The organism is Conexibacter arvalis (assembly GCF_014199525.1).
GTDB classification, from domain to species: Bacteria; Actinomycetota; Thermoleophilia; order Solirubrobacterales; family Solirubrobacteraceae; genus Conexibacter; species Conexibacter arvalis.
The window spans coordinates 64,138-80,235 of the sequence record NZ_JACHNU010000010.1; the positions used below are offsets into that span (position 1 = coordinate 64,138).

Genomic DNA, 16,098 nt, shown 5'->3' on the forward strand with positions numbered 1-16,098 from the left:
CGGTCGATGACCGACGAACGCGATCCGCTCGAGTGGCTGAGCCGGCCGATCGCCGGCCGCACCGTCCCGGCGCGCGCGGTCGAGCTGGTGCGCGCCTGCCTCGACCGGCTCGTCCGCATCCAGTTCGTCGACCGCGCCGTCGCGCTCGGCTCGCTCGCCTTCACGGCGATGGTCCCGCTGCTGGTGATCGTCGCCGCGTACGCGCCCGGCAGCGAGAGCGTCGCCGGCACCCTGATCGAGCGCTTCAAGCTCAGCGGGGCGAGTGCCGAGCTGATGGAGGAGGTCTTCACCCAGCCCGACAGCTCGCGCGGCGCGATCTCGGTCGCCGGCGCGCTCCTGCTGGTCGGCTCCGCGCTCAGCTTCACGCGCGCGCTGCAGCGGCTGTACGAGCTGGCGTGGCGGCTGCAGACGCGCGGCTGGAAGGGGACGGTCGCCGGGTTGAAGTGGCTCGCCGGGGTGGCGCTGTGGACGACGATCTTCGCGGCCGTGCGCACGTGGCTCAACGACCACACCGGCGCGCTCGTCTCGCTGATCGTCGCGCTCGCCTCCAGCGCCGTGCTGTGGCTGCTGACGCCGTTCGTGCTGCTCGGCGGCCGGGTCGCGTGGCGCAGGCTCGTGCCGACCGCGCTGCTGACCTCGCTCGGCATGAGCGCGCTGTCGATCGGCTCGGTCGTCTACATGCCCCAGGCGATCGCCGAGTCGGCCGACCGCTACGGCTCGATCGGGATCGCGATCTCGCTCGTCTCGTGGCTGGTCGGAATCGGCTTCGTGCTCGTCTTCTGCGCGGCGATCGGCGCGGTGCTCGGCGGCGAGACCGACGCGCCGCCGAGAGCCGCGCCGCCGCAGGTCAGCCAGCCGGCATCGCGATGACGGAGAAGACGGCGCCGAGCGGATCGTTGAGGACGGCGATCCGGCCTGCCGCCGTGTCGAACGGCTCGACGGCGACCGCGCCGCCCAGCTCGACCGCACGCGCGGCCGCGGCGTCGGTCTCGTCGACGTTGAAGTAGACCATCCAGTGGGCGGGCAGCTCCGGCGGCCAGATCTCGCCGTCCATCGGCATCATGCCGCCGACCGCGGTCTCCGCGCCGGGCTCGTCGTCGCCGTCGAGGTGCCAGGTGAAGTAGCGGCCGCCGCCGGTCTCCAGCTCGACGGCCCGCCAGCCGAACAGCTCGCGGTAGAAGCGCAGCGAGCCGTCGGCGTCGCGCGTCGTCAGCTCGTTCCAGCAGAGCGTGCCGGGCTCGTTGACGATCCCCGCGCCGGCCTGCCGTCTCGCCTGCCACAGCGAGAAGACGGCGCCGCCGGGGTCCTGGACGACCGCCATCCGGCCGGCGTCGAAGACGTCGAACGGCGCGGCCAGCACCGTGCCGCCGGCCGCGCTCGCGCGCTCCGCCGCCGCGTCGGCGTCGTCGACCGCCACGTAGGTGTTCCATGCCGGCGGCCCCTCCTCCATCTGCGAGCCGACCGCCGCCACGTCGCGACCGCGCAGACGGCAGATGACGTACCGGCCCGGCGCGTCGGGCGGCATCACGTCCTCGCGCTCCCAGTCGAACAGCGCGCCGTAGAACTCGGCCGCGCGCTCCGGGTCGTCCGAGGCGTGGTCGACCCAGTTCGGCGTCCCGGGCTCGTAGCTGTCCCGCTCGCTCATGCTCTCCCTCCTGGTCGGGCAGGTACAGCGCACACTATTCCTGTGCGGGCCGGCATGCCACAGCGAACGGGATGCTCCGACCCGCCGAGCCGTTCACGGCGTGATCACCGCGCGCCCGACCAGTCTGCCGGCGCGCATCTTCTCGTAGGCGGTCATCACGTCGTCGAGCGCGAACCGCTCGACGTCGGCCCTGAGGCGGCCGGCGGCGGCGAGCGCGAGCACCTCGCGCAGCTCGACGGCGCTGCCCCAGTACGGTCCGGCGATCGTCGCGTCGTAGGGCAGGAGGCCGAAGCCGACCGGGACCGCGCCGCCGCCGATCCCCACGACCGCGATGTGGCCGCCGCTGCGGACGACCGCGCCGGCCAGCTCGACGGTCGGCTGCGCGCCGACGAGGTCGACGACCAGCTCGGCGCCGACCCCGCGCGTCAGCTCGCGGATCGCGGGCGCCGCCTCGTCGTTGGACAGCACCGCCGCGTCGGCGCCGAGCTGCTTCGCGTGCGTCAGCTTCTCCTCGGTGGTGTCGACCGCGACGATCCGCGCCGGGCTCAGCTCGCGCAGGATCTGCACCGCCATGTGGCCGAGCCCGCCGACGCCGATCGCGACGGCGGTCGAGCCGGGGACGAGCAGCGGCAGCGCCGCCTTGATCGCGTGGTAGGGGGTCAGCCCGGCGTCGGTCAGCGGCGCCGCCGCCACCGGGTCGAGGTCGCCGAGCGGCACGAGCAGCCGCTGGTCGGGGACCAGCTCGTAGTCGGCCATGCCGCCGTCGAAGCCGAGGCCGCCGCCCAGCCCGCCGAGCTCGCCGGTCCGCTCGCAGAGGTTCTCGGCCGACAGCCGGCAGGGGCGGCAGCGGCCGCAGCCCCACGGCCCGTAGACCGCGACCGGATCGCCCTCCGACCAGCCGCTGACGCCGGCGCCGAGCGCCGCGATCGTCCCGGTGTTCTCGTGGCCGAGCGTGAACGGCGGCGCGATCGCCGGCGGCGCCTCCTCCGCGGTCCAGTCCATCAGGTGGATGTCGGAGTGGCAGGCGCCGGCGCCCGCGATCCTCACCAGCACCTGCCCCGGGCCGGGCTCCGGGGTCGGCACCTCGGTCAGCTCCGGCGGCGTGCCCCAGCCGGTCAGTCGCAGCGCTCGCATGCCCGAGGAGCTTCCCGGCCCGCGCGCGGTGAAACGCGCCCGCGCGACGCGCCGCCGCCCGCGGCCCCGGGGCGGCGCCCGCTCAGCGCATGCCGGTGGAGAAGCGGGCGTTGGGCTCGGCGCCGGCGAATCTGATCCCGCGCGGGTACGGCTGCTCGACGTCGACGACGGCGCAGTACGCTCTGTCGGCATCGGTCGGGCGCGGCACGCAGACGCGGTAGAGGCTGCCGTCGATGATCGGGAAGACGTCGGCCAGCTCGACGTGGCGGCGGAACTCGGCCGGCGCGTCCGCGCGCGCGCCGATCCACGCCTTGCCGCGGGCGAGCGCCTCCGCCATCGCCTCGTGGTTGCGCGCGAGCGTGTCCTGGTGGCGCAGGCCGGCGAGCAGGAGGCCGGCCGCGAGCGCCAGCACGAGCACGACGCCGGCGCGGTCGCGCGCGAGGAAGAACGGCAGCGACGGGCGCGCGGCGCGGAGGGCGAGGCCGGCGATCGGCGCCAGCGCGGCGACGACGAGCAGGTTGAAGAAGCCGGCGAGCAGCAGCGCGCCGACGAGGTCCGGCCCCTCGCCGGAGATCGGCAGCCGCCACAGCAGCACGCCCTCGGCGACGACGAGCACCGCCAGCAGCGGCGCCAGCGGCGCGCCGCGCAGGCGCCAGCGCAGGCGGGAGGGCCACACGCGCTCCATGCCTCCAGGGTACGCCGGTGCGCGCCCGGCGCCCCCGGTGCGGGCGATGCGGCCGGTGCGGCGCCGACGGCGCCGCCCGGTCAGTCGGCGAGCGGCACGAAGCGGTCCTGGTCGACGTCGTAGACCTGCACCTCGCCGGTCTTGATGTCGTAGACCCAGCCGTGGATCGAGAAGTCGGGCTCGGGGAGGCGGCTGGCGATGAACGGCAGCCTGCGCAGGTGCTGCAACTGGACCAGCACGTGCTCGCCGACCGCGACCCGCATCAGCGCCTCGCCCTCGAGGTGGCTGTAGCGCTCGCGCACGATCTGACCGGTCTCCTGCGAGCTGAGCAGCCACTTCTCGAGCGTCGGCAGGCCGGCGATCGTCTCCGGGTGGAGGATCGCGTCGACCGCGCCGCAGTGGGTGTGACCGCAGACGACGATGTCGCGCACCCCGAGCACCTCGACGGCGAACTCGAGCGAGGCCGCCTCGCCGGGGCTGTCGTTGCCGCCGACCGGGACGATGTTGCCGGCGTTGCGGACGAGGAAGATGTCGCCGGGCGCAGCCTGCGTGAACATCTCCGGCAGGACCCGCGAATCGGAGCAGCTGACGAGCGCGATCTGCGGTCTCTGGCCCTCCACGGCCAGTCGCTCCATCAGTCCTCTTCGGCTCTTGAGGCCGTCGCGTTTGAAGTCGTGGATGCCGCGCAGAAGGTCTCTCATCAACGACTGATCGTATGCGCTCGACCGTCGAAACAGACCCGGTCCGAAGCGTGACCTTCCGACGAAATGGGACTCACCCATCCCTTCGGGGGGTCCGACGAGGAGTAGCCTGCAAAGCGATGTGTCCCCTGTGGTCGTGCTCGGTCGGAGATCCCGGGAGAGCACGCGGGGAGCCGGACGGAGACCCCGCTTCCGGTTCACGAACGAAAGGGTGAGGCAGGATGGCGACGACTGTTCGACCGACGGCGGCGGCCGACGGGGTCCCTGACGTACCGGGCCACCTGACCCGCGCGGACCGCACCGAGCTGCTGCGGGCGATGCTCTCGATGCGCCTGATCGAGGAGCGCGCGATGAGCCTCTACCGCCAGGGCAGGGTGCCCGGCTCCTTCTACGACGGCTTCGGCCAGGAGGCCGTCTCGGCCGGCGCGGCCTTCGCGATGGCGGCCGAGGACCGGCTCTGCATCCTCCACCGCGACCTCGCGGCGCATGTCGTGCGCGGCGTCGAGCCGGCGCGGATCCTCGCCCAGTACATGGGGCGCGCGACCGGCGTCACGCGCGGACGCGACGGCAACGTCCACTTCGGCGACAAGGACAGGGGCTGCGTCGGGATGGTCTCGATGCTGCCCGACATGATGCTCGTCGCGACCGGCATGGCGATGGCGTTCAAGCTGCGCGGCGAGGCGCGCGCGGCGCTGACCTTCTTCGGCGACGGCTCGACCTCGCGCGGCGACTTCCACGAGGCGCTCAACTGGGCCGCCGTGCAGCGGCTGCCGGTGATCTTCGTGCTCGAGAACAACCAGTACGCCTACTCGACGCCGACGGCGCTGCAGTACGCCGTCCCGCCGATCGAGCGCGCCGGCGCCTACGGGATGCCGGGCGAGACGGTCGACGGCAACGACGTCGAGGCGATGTTCGAGGCGGTGCGGGTCGCGCGCGAGCGCGCCGTCGCCGGCGGCGGCCCGACGCTGATCGAGGCGCAGACGATGCGGATGCACGGCCACGCCGCGCACGACGACATGCGCTACGTGCCGGCCGAGCAGCTCGCCGCGTGGCGCGAGCGCGACCCGATCGACCTGCAGGAGCGCCGCCTGAAGGCACTCGAGGAGCCGGTCGACGTCGCCGCGCTGCGGGCCGAGGTGCAGGCCGAGGTCGACGCCGCGACCGAGACGGCGCTCGCCGCGCCGATGCCCGACCCGGCCACCGCGCGCGACGGCGTCTTCGCCGAGGAGGCGGTCCCGCTCGGCGACGGCCGCGCCCCGTGGAGCGGCTTCGCGCGGGAGGCGGCGAGATGAGCGGCACGACGCAGACTCCCGCGACGACCGGGCGGGCGGGCGGCGGAGCGGAGCGCGCGACGCGCAGAACGATGACCTACCTGCAGGCGATCTCCGACGGCCTGCGCGAGGAGATGCGCGCCGACGAGCGCGTCTTCGTGATGGGCGAGGACGTCGGCGTCTTCGGCGGCGCCTTCAAGGTCACCGACGGCTTCGTCGACGAGTTCGGCACCGACCGCGTGATGGACACGCCGCTGGCCGAGTCGGGGATCGTCGGGACGGCCGTCGGCGCCGCCGTCGTCGGGATGCGGCCGGTCTGCGAGATGCAGTTCGCCGACTTCATCGCGTGCGGCTTCGACCAGCTCGTCAACGTCGCCGGCAAGATGCACTACCGCCAGGGGCTGGCCGTCCCGATCACCGTGCGGCTGCCGAGCGGCGGCGGCTTCTCCGGCGGCCCGTTCCACTCGCAGAACCCGGAGGCGTGGTTCATGCACGCGCCCGGCCTGAAGGTCGTCGCCCCCTCGACGCCGGAGGACGCGAAGGGGATGCTGATCAAGGGGATCCGCGACCCCAACCCGGTCGTCTACCTCGAGCACAAGCACCTCTACCGGCGCGTCAAGGGGGAGGTCCCGACGGGGACCTACGAGACCGACTTCAGCGCCCGGATCGCGCGCGAGGGTGACGACCTCGTCGTGATCGCCTACGGCGCGATGGTCCACACGGCGCTGGAGGCGACCGCTCCGGAGGCGCTCGACGGCGCCTCGGTCGAGGTGCTCGACCTGCGCTCGCTCGTGCCGCTCGACGAGGAGGCGATCCTCGCGAGCGTGCGCAAGTGCTCGAAGGTCGTCGTGCTCGACGAGGCGAACGCGACCTGCGCCGCCGGCGCCCAGGTCGCCTCGCTGATCGCCGAGCGCGCCTTCGAGGACCTCGACGGCCCGATCGTCCGCGTCGCGACCCCGGACGTGCCGATCCCCTTCTCGCCGCCGCTCGAGCAGGCGGTGCTGCCCGGCGTCGAGCGCGTGAAGGAGGCGTGCCGTGACCTCCTCGCGTACTGACGGCGGCGCGGCCGGCGCGGCCGGCGCGACGCTCGCCGACGTGACGATGCCGCAGATGGGCGTCTCGGTCGCCGAGGGGACGGTCGTCGAGTGGAAGGTCGCCGTCGGCGACCCGGTCCTCGCCGACGAGCCGATCTGCGACATCTCCTCCGACAAGATCGACAGCGAGGTGCCGGCGCCGGTCAGCGGCGTGCTCGCCGAGGTGCTGGTCGAGGCCGGCGAGACGGTCGCGGTCGGGACGGTGCTGGCGCGGATCGGCGGCGGCGCCGAGGCCGGCGCGGGCGCGGAGCCGTCGGCCGGCGCCGAGTCGGCCGCCGCGGCGCCCCCGGCCGAGATTGGCGGAAGCGGCCGCGGCGACGGCGCCAGCCGCGCCCCGCACGTCTCGCCGGTCGTCGCGCGGATCGCCGCCGAGCACCACGTCGACCTCTCGCAGGTCGTCGGCACGGGCCGCCATGGGCGCGTGAGAAAGCAGGACGTCCTGGCCTACATCGAGCGCGGCGGCGCGGCGGCGCAGGCGCCGGCCGAGGAGCCGCCGCTGCACATCGAGTCGCCGTACATACCCGAGCCGACGCCAGCCCCCGAGCCGGCCCCGGCCGCCGCCCCGGTCCCAGCCGCCGAGGCCGCGCCCGCCGCCGGCGGCACGCTGTCGCGGATGCGCCGCCAGATCGGCGAGCACATGAAGCGCTCGCTGGAGACGGCCGCCACCTGCACGACCTGGATGGAGGTCGACATGGGCCGCGTCGAGGCGGCCCGCCGGCAGGCGCGCGTCGGCGACCTCGTCGGGATCACGGCGCTGCCGATCGTCGCGCGCGCGACCGTCGAGGCGCTGAGGGAGCTGCCGGCGCTCAACGCGACGCTCGACGGCGACCGCTACGAGCAGCACGCGGCCGTCCACCTCGGGATCGCCGTCAGCCTCGGCGACGAGGGCGGCCTGATCGTGCCGGTGATCCGCGACGCGCAGGAGCTGTCGGTCGAGGGCCTCGCCCGCCGCATCAAGGAGCTGGCCCGCCGGGCCCGCGCCGGCGAGCTGACGCCGGACGAGGTCCGCGGCGCCACCTTCACGATCACCAACCCCGGCCAGTACGGGGCGATCATGGCGACGCCGGTGATCAACCAGCCGCAGGTCGCGATCCTCGACCTCGAGGCGATCGTCAAGCGTCCTATCGTTGTCAGCGACGACGAAGGGAACGACATGATCGCGATCCGCCCGCAGACGATCCTCGGCCTCTCCTGGGACCACCGCGCGCTCGACGGCGCGCTCGCCGCCCGCTTCCTCGGCTCGATCCGCCGCCGGCTCGAGCGGTGGGAGGCATGAGCGAGCTCGCGCCCGTCGCCGGCGACGAGCTGTGGGTCGCGCGGCTCGGGGTCGTCCCCTACCGCGAGGCGCTCGCGCTGCAGGAGGCGGTGCGGGCGCGGCGGCAGGCCGGCGAGATCCCCGACGTGCTGCTGCTGCTCGAGCATCCGCCGGTCTACACGCGCGGCCGCCGCTCCAGAGAGGGCGAGCTGCCGTTCGCGCCCGACTGGTACGAGCGGCAGGGGATCGACGTCGTCACGGTGCGCCGCGGCGGGCTGCTGACCTACCACGGACCCGGGCAGCTCGTCGGCTACCCGATCATGCGGATCGGCGAGGTGCTCGCCTACGTGCGCACGCTGGAGCAGTCGCTCGTCGCGGCGCTCGCCGACACCGGGATCGCCGCCCACGCGCGCCCCGACGACGGCCCCGGCTACCTCGGCGTCTGGGTCGACGGCGAGCGCAAGCTCGCCTCGGTCGGCGTCCACGTCGCCCAGCACGTCACCACCCACGGCTTCGCCGCCAACGTCGACAACGACATGCGCCCGTGGGAGTGGGTCGTCGCCTGCGGCCTGCCGGGCGTGCGGATGACCTCGATCGCCGACGAGCTCGGCGAGACGGCGCTGACGCGCCCGCCGGCCAGCGAACCGTTCGCCGCCGAGCGCCCGTCCTCGCCGCGGCTGGCGCGCTTCTCCGACGACGTCGTGCGCCGCTTCTGCGAGGCGTTCGGCAAGCGGCCGGTCGAGGTCGGGCGCGAGGCGCTCGGCGTCGACCCGCTCGACCGCACCCCGGTCGTCGCGGCCGGGCCGATATCGTCAGGAGAGTCATGAGCGTCACCGAACCGCGCAAGCACCAGACCCGCTCCCGCGCGAACCCGGGCGGGATGGACGTCCTGAAGGTGCTCGGCCCCGACGTGCGGCCGTTCCGCGAACGCAAGCCCTCGTGGTTCAAGGTGCCGGCCCCCGGCGGGCCGAAGTACCGCGAGCTGACGAGAATGATCAGACAGGAGAACCTCAACACCGTCTGCGTCGAGGCCGCCTGTCCCAACGTCGGCGAGTGCTGGGAGCGCGGCACCGCGACGTTCATGATCCTTGGCGACACCTGCACCCGCCGCTGCGGCTTCTGCAACGTCAACACCGGCAAGCCGACCTGGAACGACCCGCTCGAGCCCGCGCGCGTCGCCCGCTCGGTCGCGAAGATGGGCCTGCGCCACGCGGTCATCACCTCCGTCGACCGCGACGACCTGCCCGACTACGGCGCCTCCGCCTTCGTCGGCGTGATCCGCTCGATCCGGATGCAGGCGCCCAGCTGCAAGGTCGAGGTGCTGACACCCGACTTCCGCGGCCAGGAGATGCCGCTGGCGAAGGTGATCGCCGAGCGGCCCGACGTCTTCAACCACAACTGCGAGGTCGTCCCGCGCCTCTACCCCGTCGCCCGCCGCGGCTCGGAGTTCCTGCGCTCGGCGCGCGTGCTGAGGAACGCGAAGCTGATGGGCGGCGACGAGGTCACGACGAAGTCCGGCCTGATGGTCGGCCTCGGCGAGACGATGGAGGAGATGGTCGAGACCTTCAAGATCCTCCGCGAGCACCTCGTCCAGGTCCTCACCGTCGGCCAGTACCTGCGCCCGACCGAGCGCCACCTGCCGGTCGTCCGCTACTGGCACCCCGACGAGTTCAAGGAGCTGGAGGCAGCCGCCTACGAGCTCGGCTTCGACCACATCGCCGCCGGCCCGCTCGTGCGCTCCTCGTACCACGCCGACCAGCACGTGCCGCAGGAGCAGCCCGGCGTCGGGCCGCTCGCCGCCTCCGCCTGATCGCTCCGGCAGGCGCGCCGCCCTGCCAAGCTCCCGGTCGCGTGCTGCCGCTGAAGGACAACCTCGGGACCGACCGGCTGCCGGTCGTCACGCTGCTGCTGATCGTCGCGAACGTCGCGGTCTACCTGCTGATCCAGGGCGGCGGGATCGCGCACGGCCCGAGCGAGGTCGAGACGGTCGGCTACGCCAGCGCCGTCCCATCGCTCTTCCTCCACGCCGGCCTCCTGCACCTGCTCGCCAACATGCTCGCCCTGTGGCTGTTCGGTCCGGCCGTCGAGGACTCGATGTCGCGCTGGAGATACCTGCTCCTCTACCTCGCCGGCGGGCTGGCGGCGATCGCGCTGCAGGTCGCCCTCGACCCCCACGCGACCGTCCCCGCGCTCGGCGCCTCGGGCGCGGTCGCGGCGGTCCTCGGCGGCTGCCTGCTGCTCTACCCGCGCGTCCGCTTCGTCTCGATCGTGTTCGTGCCGCTGTTCTCGACGCTGGTCGAGCTGCCGGCGTGGGTGCCGGTCGCGGCCTGGGTCGCCGTGCAGGCGATCGTCGGCGCGACCGCGCTCTCGGACGTCGCGGACGCGAGCGGCGCGGTCGCCGCGGTCGCGCCCGTCGGCGGCCTCCTCGTCGGCCTGCTCGCGGTCAAGCTGCTCGCCGACCGGCGCAAGCAGGTCCCCGTGCGCGTCAAGGTGGCGGCATGACCACGAGACGGATCATCCTCGGCATCTCGCTCGCCTTCATCGGGCTGCTGATCTTCGTCACCTTCGCCGACGCCGTCGACGAGGGCGTCAGCATCCGCACCGTCGTCTCGATCCCGATCATCGTGATGCTCGGCGTCGGCGTGATCGGCGCGCTGGCGCAGCCGCCGCGGAGGTAGCGCGCGTCAGTCAGCGGCCGGGCGTCGAGATCACGCCCGGGCACTGGACGAACCAGCGCGCCTTGTACGGCCGCACCGCCGCGGCGTCGGCCGTGCGCACGGCGCGCAGCTCCTTCGCGAGGTACGTGCGATCGCTGCCGCAGAGGCCGAGCGCGGAGAGCGTGACGACGACCGGCGCGCGGAAGCCGTCGCCGTGGCGGTCGGCATAGACGAACGTGCCGCGGCCGACCGCCTTCGCGCCGCCCCAGCGCGACCAGCGCAGGCCGGCGACGCGGGCGCTGGCGCCCCACGGCAGCGTGCGCGGCTTGAAGGCGAACCGTCGGCCGGAGGGCGCGAAGGCGCGTCTGGAGGGCGGGGCGCAGACGTCGAGATCGAGGCCGGCGGCGTCGGGGATCCGCCGCAGCTCTCTGGCGCAGACGCCGAAGCGGGCGCCCTGGCCGACCTCGCTCCAGCGTCCGCCCGGCGTGCCCGGCTCGGGGCGTCTGAGGACCCAGACGTACGGCGGCCGCTGGCAGCCCTCGCCGCCCTTGGCGAACAGCGCGCCCCAGCGCGCGTCGACGGTCGAGATGCGCCCCTCGACGCAGTCCGGGTCGACCGGCGGGCCGGCCGCGCCGGCCATCTCCTCCAGCTCGGCGCGGTCGGGAGCGCGATCGGCGGCGGCCGGGGCGGCGAGCGTCGCGAGCGCGAGCGCGGCCGCGGCGAACGCCGCGACGGCCCCGGTGCGCACCCCTGCTCCCATGCGCCCGACCGTACTGGAACCCGGCGCACCGCCGCGCAGGTGGGCCGGGCCGGCAGCCGGGCGCGGCCCCGCCTGCCATCCTCTTCCCGTGTTCCTGCGCCGGCATCTGATCGCGGCCTGCTGCCTGCTCGCCGCCGCCGGCGGCGCGGCCGTGCTGGCGCTCGGACTGCTCGACGGCGGGGCCGGCGCGCCGGTCTCCGGCGTCGCCTCGCCGGCGGTTGCGGCCTCCCCGCCCGGCGAGGTCGCCGACGCGCCGCCGACGCCGCAGCCGCACGACTTCGGCCGCATCGCGGCCGAGGGCGGCCTGCTGCCCGTGCGGCTGCGCAGGCCGCCGCGCAGCGGGCTGCTCGTCGACGCATCCAGCGGCCGCGTCCTGTGGCGCCGCGAGCCGGAGCGGCGGCTCCCGATCGCGAGCGTGACGAAGATGATGACGGCGCTGATCGTCGCCGAGCGGACGCGGCCGCGGGAGCCGGTCGCGATCACGCGCGAGGCGCTCGCCTACACCGGCTCGGGGGTCGGGATGCTGCCGAAGGGCCGGCGGGCGCAGGCCGAGACGCTGCTCTACGGGCTGATGCTGCCGTCCGGCAACGACGCCGCGATCGCGCTCGCCCAGCACGTCGGCGGCTCGGTGCGGCGGTTCGTGCGGATCATGAACGCGCGCGCCGCCGAGCTCGGCCTCACCTGCACCCGCTTCGCCTCCCCGTCGGGGATCGTCGACGAGGGCGGCTGGTCGTGCGCGCCCGACCTCGCGCTCCTGGCCCGGAAGGTCCTGGAGGTCAGGCGGCTGGCGCGGATCGTGCGCACGCGCCTGACGACGATGCCGCTGCCGATCAGGGGCGGAAGGGTGTGGCTCGCCAACCACAACCCGCTGCTGGCGATGGGCTATCCCGGCGCCGACGGCGTCAAGACCGGCTTCACCGACGCCGCCGGCCGCTGCTTCGTCGGCAGCGCGACCCGCATCGGCCGCGACGGCAGAAGGCGGCGCCTGATCGTCGTCCTGCTCCACTCGCCGAACCCCGGCAAGCAGGCCGCGAGGCTGCTCGACGCCGGCTTCGCCGCCGCCCGCTGAGCGCCCGCTCACCGCGAGCTGCGTCGATCTGCCCACCGCAGCGGTAGGCAGATCGACGCAGCTCGCGACCGGCGGGTGGGCGGTAAGGTGGGCTGACGAGAGATTTGGCCGACCAGCCAGTCAGGAAGGAGTGTCGTGGACCTGAACGACTCGCCCGAGCTCGCCGCGTACCGCTCGCAGGTGCGCGCCTGGCTCGAGGAGAACGCCTCCCACGCGCCGAGAACGCGCGGCACCGGCGACGACGCGGAGGGGGTCGCCGCGCACCGCGCCTGGCAGCGGCGCCTCGCCGAGGCCGGCTACGTCGGCGTCACCTGGCCGGCCGAGCACGGCGGCCAGGGCCGCGGCCCGCTCGAGCAGGTCGTCGTCAACCAGGAGCTGGCCGCGGCCGGCGTCCCGGGGATCCTCGACGTGATCGGCGTCGGGATGCTCGGTCCGACGATCATCGCCCACGGCAGCGACGAGCAGAAGCAGCGCTACCTCGCGCCGATGCTGCACGGCGACGAGGTCTGGTGCCAGCTCTTCTCCGAGCCGGCCGCCGGCTCCGACCTCGCCGGGATCCAGGCGCGCGCCGTGCGCGACGACGACGGCGGCTGGCGGATCACCGGCCAGAAGGTGTGGACGACCAACGCCCAGTTCGCGGCGTTCGGCCTGCTGCTCGCGCGCACCGACGCCGACCTGCCCAAGCACAACGGCCTGACGATGTTCGTCGTGCCGATGGACGCCGCCGGCGTGACGATCCGGCCGCTGCGGCAGATCTCCGGCGAGCCGGAGTTCAACGAGGTCTTCTTCGACGACGTCAAGCTCGAGCCCGGCAGCGAGGTCGGGCCGGTCAACGGCGGCTGGGCGGTCGCGCTGACGACGCTGATGTTCGAGCGGCTGACGATCGGCGCCGGCAGCGAGGGGCTCGGCTACCGCGCCGACCGCTTCGCCGCGGCGATCGCGAGCGACCCGGTCGCCGCCGCCGACGGCGGCGTCCGCCGCGCCTACGGCGAGCTGGCGACCGAGCTGCTGGCGCTGCGCTTCACCGGCTACCGGCTGCTGACGGCGATCAGCAAGGGCCGCATCCCGGGACCGGAGGCCGGCCTCGGCAAGGTGACGGCGGTGAACGCGGCGATCGCCGCCGGCGACCTGATCGCCGACGTGCTCGGCCCCGAGACGCTCCAGAGGGGCGAGTGGGCCGACCTGATCTCCTTCCTGCCGGGCCTCAAGTCGGCCGGCGGCACGGAGGAGATCCTCCGCAACACGATCGGCGAGCGCGTCCTCGGCCTGCCGCCGGAGCCGCGCCTCGACAAGGGGATCCCGTTCTCGGAGCTGCGCGCGAAGGAGCGCCAGGAGGTGCAGGCATGAACTTCGAGCTCTCCGACGAGCAGGTCTTCCTGCGGGAGGCGGCGAGAGACGCGCTCGGCCGCGTCAGAACGGTCGAGGCGGCGCGCGACGCGCTCGAAGGAGCGGAGCTGCCGGACCTGTGGCCGACCACCGCGCAGGCCGGCTGGACCGGACTGCTGATCTCCGAGGACCACGGCGGCGCCGGCCTCGGCGCGATCGACGCGATGCTCGTCGCCGCCGAGTGCGGCCGCGTCCTCGCCGGCGTCGCGCTGCTCGGCCACCTGCCGGCGACGGCGCTGCTCGACGCCGACGGCGGCGAGGGCCAGCTGCTCGCCCGGCTCGCCTCCGGCGCGGCGCGGGCGGCGTTCGTGCCGGCGCGGCCGGGCGACGACCGCGATCCCGCCTGGACCGCCGAGCCGCGCCGCGGCATACGGCGCGCGCCGGCGCCGGCCGTCACCGTCGGCGGCAGCGACGGCGGGGCGACCGTCTCCGGCACGGTCGCGTGGGTCCCCGACGCGCCCGGCGCCGACGTGCTGGTCGTCGCCGCGGTCGAGTCCGACGGGAGGCCGCGCGCGGTCGCGATCGACGGCGGCGCGGCCGGCGTCGCGATCGAGGCGGCGAGCGCCTACGACGCGACGCGGCCGCTCGGCCACGTGACGCTCGACGGCGCGCGCGGCCGGCTGCTCGACGTCGACGGCGAGCAGCTCGCGGCGGCGTGGTTCCTCGCGCAGGCGCTGATCGCGGCCGAGTCGCTGGGAGCGGTCGAGGAGGCGCTGCGGCGCTCGGTCGAGTACGCGAAGGAGCGGTTCACCTTCGGCCGCCCGATCGGCTCCTACCAGGCGATCAAGCACGCGCTGACCGAGGTCCTCCGGCGCCAGGAGAACACGCGCTCGCCGCTCTACTACGCCGGCTGGGCGCACGGCAGCAAACCCGATGAGTTCGCGCTCGCCGCCAGCGCCGCCCGCTCCTGCGCCGGCGGCGCGCTCGACTACGCGGCGCGCGAGCTGATCTCCGTCCACGGCGGCATCGGCGCGACCTGGGAGCACGACGCGCCGTTGTTCTTCCGCCGCGCCCAGCTGTCGCGCCGCCTGCTCGGCGGCACCGGCGACGCCACCGACCGGGTCGCCGCCGAGCTGCTCGGCCAGGCCGCCGCGTAGCGCGCCGCCGCGGGAGGAGCGGCGTCCAGGGGATCGATATCACCCCCTGGGCGCCGCTCCTCCCCGGTGCGGCGTCCGGCGCGGGTGGGAACGTCCCGGCGATGGACGACGCTGACGTGATCATCACGACGATGAACGACCTGCCCGGCTACGAGGTCGTCGAGGTCTACGGCGAGGTCTTCGGGCTCGTCGTGCGGGCCCGCAACGCCTTCGGCAACATCGGCGCCTCCTTCCGCACGATCGCCGGCGGCGAGGTGAAGGGCTACACGAAGCTGCTGACGGAGTCGCGCAACCACGCCGTCGACCGGCTCAAGGAAGCCGCCCGCGAGCACGGCGCCAACGCCGTCATCGCGATGCGCTTCGACTGCAACGACATCGGCAGCGTGATGAGCGAGGTCGCCGCCTACGGGACCGCGGTCACCGTCCGCCGGGCGTACGCGCCGCCGGCGTGAGCGGCCCGCGCTACGCCTGGAGGTAGATCCGCACCGTCTCGGGCCGCGTCGCGGCGAGGTCGGCGCGGAAGGCGTCGTCGTCGGGCCACGCCCGCTTCGGCACCACGCGGCGGACCATCGACAGCGCCAGCGGGCTGTCGGCGAACGGGTACGGGTCGAGCCGCAGCCGCCAGGGGCCCAGCGGGGAGATCGCGACGTCGGCTCTGCCGCCGTCGGCGGTCGGCACGTCGCGCAGCGCGCCGGCCGCCCCCGGCCCGCCGGACTCGAGGTCGGCGAGCCCGCAGTGGAGCGACAGCAGGTCGGCGATCTGCAGCAGCGCGTAGTTGGTCCAGCGCTCTGCGTCGTCGACCTCCAGCCGCGCGGCGAGCGCGGCCTGGCGCTCCTCCTCCTGGTCGCAGAAGAGGTCGGCGCGGGCGCGCAGCTCCGGGTCGAGTCTCATCTCGCCGGCCGGCACGACGCCGTAGCGGCGGCGGTAGAGGCCGCTCATGTGCATCGAGACGAGCAGGCCGGCGTACGGGTCCTCGTCGCAGACGACCTCGACGCCGGCGCGGTAGAAGGCGAGGTGGACCGGCACCGCGACGCCGAGGAAGCTCTGCGGCGCGCCGCTGTCGGGGTCGAGCCGCGGCGACTGCTCCCAGACCGCCCAGCCGTCGTCGTGGCGCAGCCCGGCGCGCACGACCGAGGCGCGGGGCGCGGGCGGCGCGAAGCCGTCGCCGCCCCACGCCGCGAGCAGCTGGCCGGCGAGGTCGGCGTGGTCGGTCTGCAGGACGAGCTGCCAGGCGTCGCCGTCGTCGCGCACGAGCATGGGGCGAGCCTACCCCGGCGCGGCGGGCGCGCACGCGTCGCGGCGCGGGCGTCGATCGTGACGCGCCGACGTTTGCCGCTCGCCCCA

18 protein-coding genes are annotated in these 16,098 nt (G+C 74.7%); 12 read left to right on the forward strand and 6 right to left on the reverse strand.

Annotated elements, in window-relative coordinates; all coding sequences use genetic code 11:
- Positions 1–6 precede the first annotated feature (6 nt).
- Entirely contained in the window at positions 7–870 is an 864-nt protein-coding gene (locus tag BDZ31_RS23050) for a YhjD/YihY/BrkB family envelope integrity protein (protein WP_183345591.1), read from the forward strand.
- Here the strand turns inward: BDZ31_RS23050 and BDZ31_RS23055 are convergent.
- The 4 genes from BDZ31_RS23055 to BDZ31_RS23070 form a co-directional block, all read right to left on the reverse strand.
- Positions 848–1,645 (reverse strand): VOC family protein, encoded by a 798-nt coding sequence (locus BDZ31_RS23055; protein WP_183345593.1) that lies wholly within the window; start codon positions 1,643–1,645, stop codon positions 848–850. The genes BDZ31_RS23050 and BDZ31_RS23055 overlap by 23 nt on opposite strands.
- 93 nt (positions 1,646–1,738) lie before the next feature.
- On the reverse strand, positions 1,739–2,779 hold the full coding sequence (locus BDZ31_RS23060; protein WP_183345595.1) for an NAD(P)-dependent alcohol dehydrogenase: 1,041 nt from the start codon (positions 2,777–2,779) through the stop codon (positions 1,739–1,741).
- 82 nt (positions 2,780–2,861) lie between these two features.
- Positions 2,862–3,464, reverse strand: coding sequence for a hypothetical protein (locus BDZ31_RS23065; RefSeq protein WP_183345597.1), 603 nt, complete (start codon positions 3,462–3,464; stop codon positions 2,862–2,864).
- Between the two features lie 80 nt (positions 3,465–3,544).
- Positions 3,545–4,165: a carbonic anhydrase gene (locus BDZ31_RS23070; RefSeq protein ID WP_183345599.1), complete on the reverse strand. Its 621-nt coding sequence runs from the start codon at positions 4,163–4,165 to the stop codon at positions 3,545–3,547.
- Between the two features lie 221 nt (positions 4,166–4,386).
- Here BDZ31_RS23070 and BDZ31_RS23075 point away from each other — a divergent pair, with 221 nt between their 5' ends.
- The 7 genes from BDZ31_RS23075 to BDZ31_RS23105 all read left to right on the forward strand — a co-directional run bounded on the left by BDZ31_RS23075 (position 4,387) and on the right by BDZ31_RS23105 (position 10,463).
- Positions 4,387–5,457, forward strand: a complete 1,071-nt coding sequence (locus tag BDZ31_RS23075) for a thiamine pyrophosphate-dependent dehydrogenase E1 component subunit alpha (RefSeq protein WP_183345601.1) — start codon at positions 4,387–4,389, stop codon at positions 5,455–5,457.
- 71 nt (positions 5,458–5,528) lie between these two features.
- The gene (locus BDZ31_RS23080) at positions 5,529–6,491 is read left to right on the forward strand and encodes a pyruvate dehydrogenase complex E1 component subunit beta (protein WP_183345709.1); all 963 of its coding nucleotides are present in this window, start codon (positions 5,529–5,531) and stop codon (positions 6,489–6,491) included.
- Positions 6,472–7,806: a dihydrolipoamide acetyltransferase family protein gene (locus tag BDZ31_RS23085; RefSeq protein WP_343075680.1), complete on the forward strand. Its 1,335-nt coding sequence runs from the start codon at positions 6,472–6,474 to the stop codon at positions 7,804–7,806. Before BDZ31_RS23080 ends, BDZ31_RS23085 begins: the two co-directional genes overlap by 20 nt.
- Positions 7,803–8,612 (forward strand): lipoyl(octanoyl) transferase LipB, encoded by an 810-nt coding sequence (gene lipB, locus BDZ31_RS23090; protein WP_183345603.1) that lies wholly within the window; start codon positions 7,803–7,805, stop codon positions 8,610–8,612. Before BDZ31_RS23085 ends, lipB begins: the two co-directional genes overlap by 4 nt.
- Complete coding sequence (gene lipA, locus BDZ31_RS23095; RefSeq protein ID WP_183345605.1) at positions 8,609–9,595, forward strand: lipoyl synthase; 987 nt, start codon at positions 8,609–8,611, stop codon at positions 9,593–9,595. Before lipB ends, lipA begins: the two co-directional genes overlap by 4 nt.
- Positions 9,596–9,636: 41 nt before the next feature.
- Positions 9,637–10,287, forward strand: coding sequence for a rhomboid family intramembrane serine protease (locus tag BDZ31_RS23100; RefSeq protein WP_183345607.1), 651 nt, complete (start codon positions 9,637–9,639; stop codon positions 10,285–10,287).
- Complete coding sequence (locus BDZ31_RS23105) at positions 10,284–10,463, forward strand: hypothetical protein (protein WP_183345609.1); 180 nt, start codon at positions 10,284–10,286, stop codon at positions 10,461–10,463. Before BDZ31_RS23100 ends, BDZ31_RS23105 begins: the two co-directional genes overlap by 4 nt.
- Positions 10,464–10,473: 10 nt before the next feature.
- Here BDZ31_RS23105 and BDZ31_RS23110 read toward each other — a convergent pair whose 3' ends face one another.
- Positions 10,474–11,202 carry a hypothetical protein gene (locus BDZ31_RS23110; protein ID WP_183345611.1) on the reverse strand — a complete coding sequence of 243 codons (729 nt, stop codon included), beginning with the start codon at positions 11,200–11,202 and terminating at the stop codon, positions 10,474–10,476.
- An 88-nt stretch (positions 11,203–11,290) separates the two neighbouring features.
- On the opposite strand from BDZ31_RS23110, the gene BDZ31_RS23115 reads away from it, so the two are divergent.
- From BDZ31_RS23115 to BDZ31_RS23130, 4 genes are all read left to right on the forward strand, one after another.
- Positions 11,291–12,271, forward strand: coding sequence for a D-alanyl-D-alanine carboxypeptidase family protein (locus BDZ31_RS23115; RefSeq protein WP_183345613.1), 981 nt, complete (start codon positions 11,291–11,293; stop codon positions 12,269–12,271).
- A gap of 135 nt (positions 12,272–12,406) precedes the next feature.
- Entirely contained in the window at positions 12,407–13,618 is a 1,212-nt protein-coding gene (locus BDZ31_RS23120; protein ID WP_183345615.1) for an acyl-CoA dehydrogenase family protein, read from the forward strand.
- On the forward strand, positions 13,615–14,754 hold the full coding sequence (locus BDZ31_RS23125; RefSeq protein ID WP_183345617.1) for an acyl-CoA dehydrogenase family protein: 1,140 nt from the start codon (positions 13,615–13,617) through the stop codon (positions 14,752–14,754). The genes BDZ31_RS23120 and BDZ31_RS23125 overlap by 4 nt, the downstream gene beginning before the upstream one ends.
- Positions 14,755–14,855: 101 nt before the next feature.
- A complete protein-coding gene (locus tag BDZ31_RS23130; RefSeq protein WP_183345619.1) occupies positions 14,856–15,206 on the forward strand; it encodes a YbjQ family protein in 351 nt (116 codons plus the stop codon).
- A gap of 10 nt (positions 15,207–15,216) precedes the next feature.
- Here BDZ31_RS23130 and BDZ31_RS23135 read toward each other — a convergent pair whose 3' ends face one another.
- Positions 15,217–16,011, reverse strand: coding sequence for a DUF3891 family protein (locus tag BDZ31_RS23135; protein ID WP_183345621.1), 795 nt, complete (start codon positions 16,009–16,011; stop codon positions 15,217–15,219).
- Positions 16,012–16,098 lie beyond the last annotated feature (87 nt).

Coding starts and splice junctions, on each gene's coding strand:
- BDZ31_RS23050 (WP_183345591.1), top strand. CDS start 7: ATGACCGACGAACGCGATCCGCTCGAGTGGCTGAGCCGGCCGATCGCC.
- BDZ31_RS23060 (WP_183345595.1), bottom strand. CDS start 2,779: ATGCGAGCGCTGCGACTGACCGGCTGGGGCACGCCGCCGGAGCTGACC.
- BDZ31_RS23125 (WP_183345617.1), top strand. CDS start 13,615: ATGAACTTCGAGCTCTCCGACGAGCAGGTCTTCCTGCGGGAGGCGGCG.
- BDZ31_RS23070 (WP_183345599.1), bottom strand. CDS start 4,165: ATGAGAGACCTTCTGCGCGGCATCCACGACTTCAAACGCGACGGCCTC.
- BDZ31_RS23110 (WP_183345611.1), bottom strand. CDS start 11,202: ATGGGAGCAGGGGTGCGCACCGGGGCCGTCGCGGCGTTCGCCGCGGCC.
- BDZ31_RS23105 (WP_183345609.1), top strand. CDS start 10,284: ATGACCACGAGACGGATCATCCTCGGCATCTCGCTCGCCTTCATCGGG.
- BDZ31_RS23135 (WP_183345621.1), bottom strand. CDS start 16,011: ATGCTCGTGCGCGACGACGGCGACGCCTGGCAGCTCGTCCTGCAGACC.
- BDZ31_RS23055 (WP_183345593.1), bottom strand. CDS start 1,645: ATGAGCGAGCGGGACAGCTACGAGCCCGGGACGCCGAACTGGGTCGAC.
- lipB (WP_183345603.1), top strand. CDS start 7,803: ATGAGCGAGCTCGCGCCCGTCGCCGGCGACGAGCTGTGGGTCGCGCGG.
- BDZ31_RS23130 (WP_183345619.1), top strand. CDS start 14,856: ATGGACGACGCTGACGTGATCATCACGACGATGAACGACCTGCCCGGC.
- lipA (WP_183345605.1), top strand. CDS start 8,609: ATGAGCGTCACCGAACCGCGCAAGCACCAGACCCGCTCCCGCGCGAAC.
- BDZ31_RS23075 (WP_183345601.1), top strand. CDS start 4,387: ATGGCGACGACTGTTCGACCGACGGCGGCGGCCGACGGGGTCCCTGAC.
- BDZ31_RS23080 (WP_183345709.1), top strand. CDS start 5,529: ATGACCTACCTGCAGGCGATCTCCGACGGCCTGCGCGAGGAGATGCGC.
- BDZ31_RS23065 (WP_183345597.1), bottom strand. CDS start 3,464: ATGGAGCGCGTGTGGCCCTCCCGCCTGCGCTGGCGCCTGCGCGGCGCG.